Genomic DNA, 2,850 nt, shown 5'->3' with positions numbered 1-2,850 from the left:
ATACTTTTTTGTTTACATATAAATTATACTATTTAATTTTAGTCTTTTAACTATATTCTTTTTAATAAAATTGCTTATCTTTACTTTGATAACAGTAGTAACTTTTCTCTTCTGTCTCTATTCTTAAAGAGTCATTATATACTATTATTTCCTTTATACTTTTATCACTAACTTCACAAACAGTATCATCTTTTGACTTTCCAAAACTTAAACATCCTTTGTCTTTTCCAGGTTCATATCTAAATTTTATTTCAGCATTTTGGATAGTTACTTCTTCACTATCTTGTTTATGTTTTACTATTACTTCTGTATAGTCATTTTCTACAAGTATATTTTGTATTTTATAAGTTAATTTATCCTTCATATTATATCTCCTTACCATATTAAATATATCCTTTTGTTTATATATCTAATATAGCAAGGTCATTTAATCCTCTCAATTAGGAACTTTTTGGTAACCTAAATAAAATATAATGTATAAATATATTAAATTTATGTTTATTTAAGTGCATTTTTTATATCTGATATTATTAACTCTTCTGTTAAGTGATAACGTTCATATAATTCTTCTAACGATACACTATCAGTAAACTCTTTTGAAGCTCCAAAGTTTAATACTTTCATATCTTTGTCTCCATAGAATCTTGAAATCTTTTCACCAAATCCACCATCAAGTATTCCATCTTCTAATGTTATCACTAATTTATGATTATCTAATAACTCAGTTAATAAGTTTTTATCTATTCCACTTATAAATCTAGGATTTATTAATGTAGCATCTATTCCTGTACTTTCTTTTAATTTTTCTTGTACTTTTTTTCCAAGATGATAGAAACTTCCAAGACCAATTATCGCTACTTCACTTCCATCTTTAACTTTTTCATAAGTATTTAAATTATAAAAATCAGGTTCAATTTCAGCACCAGTTGATACTGCATCCACATTTGGAACACGTATTGCAACTGGATGTCTATCTTGTTCTATACCCCACTCCATCATAGCGATATATTCTTCTTTATTAGTTGGCGCAAGATATACTATATTTGGTATGTTAGATATTAAAGGTATATCAAACATTCCAAGATGTGTTACATCACCATCTGTTATTCCTCCATAATAAACCATAATAAGTGCAGGGTTATTATTTATAGAAAGATCCTGAGATAATTGGTCATAAGTTCTTTGTATAAATGAGCTAAAGAAAGATGCCACTGGTTTACCACCTTGTGAAGCTATACCTGATGCAAGTGCTATTGCATGTTCTTCAGCTATTCCAACATCTATAAATTGATCTTTGAATTCATGTCTAAATGAACCTAGCCCAACTGGGCCAGGAGTTGCAGCAGTTATTGCTACAATACTACTATCTTCTCTTGCCTTTTGTGATAAAAATTCACCTGCAATACCTGAGTAAGTTTCACCATTACTTTTAAATAGTGGTTCTTCAGTTTCTAAATCAAATGGCATTACCCAGTGAAAGGCTTCTTTATTTTCCTCTGAAGCTTTATATCCTTTACCTTTAAGTGTATGTATATGAACTACTACAGGGTGATTTGTATCTTTAACTTCTTTAAATGTTTCAATTAGTGACTCTAAATTATTTCCATCTTTAACATAATGATAATCAAATCCTAAAGATTTAAAAAAGTTATTTTCTGCTTTTCCATCGGTCTCACGAAGTATGGCTAGATTTTGATAAAGACCTCCGTAGTTTTCAGCTATAGACATATCATTATCATTTACTAATATTATTATATTTTTTCCTGATGCAGCTGCATTGTTTAATCCTTCATAAGCTTGTCCACCACTTAAAGACCCATCTCCTATAACAGCTATAATATTTTCTCTACTACCCTTTATATCACGAGCCTTTGCTAATCCACATGCTAAACTAATTGAAGTTGATGTATGTCCTATAGTAAAGAAATCATGTTCACTTTCATTAGGTGAAGTATATCCTGTAACGCTTTTATATTCTTTAGGATTTATAAATGCATCTTTTCTTCCTGTTAAAATTTTATGTGGATACGATTGGTGAGAGACATCATAAACTATCTTATCTATTGGTGAATTAAATACATAGTGTAGTGCTATAGTTGCTTCAACCATACCTAAATTTGGCCCAAAGTGCCCACCTACTTTACTTACTTTTGTTATTATACTTTCTCTTATTTCACTAGATAATATTTTTAATTCATCACTGTTAAGTACTTTTAAATCTTTTGGTCCGTTAATTTTATTTAAAATATTTATTGACATATTAATTCCTCCAATTTTTATATCTCTTTCTGCTTGCTATATTGACTAGTATAAATCTTAGAGCAAACTCTAAGTCAATATATAATTTAAAATAAATATTTTTTAAATTTCACTTTACTTAGAGTTCACTCTAAGGGGTATAATATAATATCATTTATTTTAGGAGGTAAATTTATGACCTATACAATTAAAGAGGTCGCTAAAAAATATGGTTTATCCGCTCATACTCTTCGCTATTATGAAAAAGAAGGTTTACTTCCTTTTATTAAGCGTAACGAACAAGGTAATAGAGTTTTTAGTGATAAAGATTTCGAATGGCTTGATCTAATATGTTGTTTAAGAAATACTCATATGCCTCTATCTGAGATTAAAGAATATGTAGATTTGTGTATAAAAGGGCCTGAGACTATTTGTAAACGCGAAGACATACTTTTAAAGCATAAAGATTATATAGAAAATGAGATAAAGAACTTTAATTCTTATCTTAAAATTGTAGATGGCAAAATAAATTATTATATTAAGGAACAAAAATCTATTATATGTAAATAGCTTAAAGCTATTTATATATTTTAAAAATCTATATTCTCTAAT

Annotated in this window: 3 protein-coding genes; 1 reads left to right on the top strand and 2 read right to left on the bottom strand. The window is 28.0% G+C overall.

Features of this window, described 5'->3' with window-relative positions; all coding sequences use genetic code 11:
• Positions 1 to 61: 61 nt before the first annotated feature.
• The gene (locus tag BN899_RS02955) at positions 62 to 364 is read right to left on the bottom strand and encodes a hypothetical protein (protein WP_042272754.1); all 303 of its coding nucleotides are present in this window, start codon (positions 362 to 364) and stop codon (positions 62 to 64) included.
• Positions 365 to 498: 134 nt separating this feature from the next.
• Positions 499 to 2,259, bottom strand: coding sequence for a 1-deoxy-D-xylulose-5-phosphate synthase (locus BN899_RS02950; protein ID WP_042272751.1), 1,761 nt, complete (start codon positions 2,257 to 2,259; stop codon positions 499 to 501).
• A gap of 174 nt (positions 2,260 to 2,433) precedes the next feature.
• Here BN899_RS02950 and BN899_RS02945 point away from each other — a divergent pair, with 174 nt between their 5' ends.
• Positions 2,434 to 2,808, top strand: coding sequence for a MerR family transcriptional regulator (locus BN899_RS02945; protein ID WP_042272748.1), 375 nt, complete (start codon positions 2,434 to 2,436; stop codon positions 2,806 to 2,808).
• Positions 2,809 to 2,850 lie beyond the last annotated feature (42 nt).

Origin of the sequence: Faecalimicrobium dakarense, from assembly GCF_000499525.1 — a bacterium.
Lineage (GTDB): Bacteria > Bacillota > Clostridia > Peptostreptococcales > Peptostreptococcaceae > Faecalimicrobium > Faecalimicrobium dakarense.
This window is presented reverse-complemented; position numbering and strand designations above follow the sequence as displayed.

Excerpts from the sequence above, each read along its gene's own strand:
- BN899_RS02955 (WP_042272754.1), bottom strand. The coding sequence starts at position 364 with ATGAAGGATAAATTAACTTATAAAATACAAAATATACTTGTAGAAAAT.
- BN899_RS02950 (WP_042272751.1), bottom strand. The coding sequence starts at position 2,259 with ATGTCAATAAATATTTTAAATAAAATTAACGGACCAAAAGATTTAAAA.
- BN899_RS02945 (WP_042272748.1), top strand. The coding sequence starts at position 2,434 with ATGACCTATACAATTAAAGAGGTCGCTAAAAAATATGGTTTATCCGCT.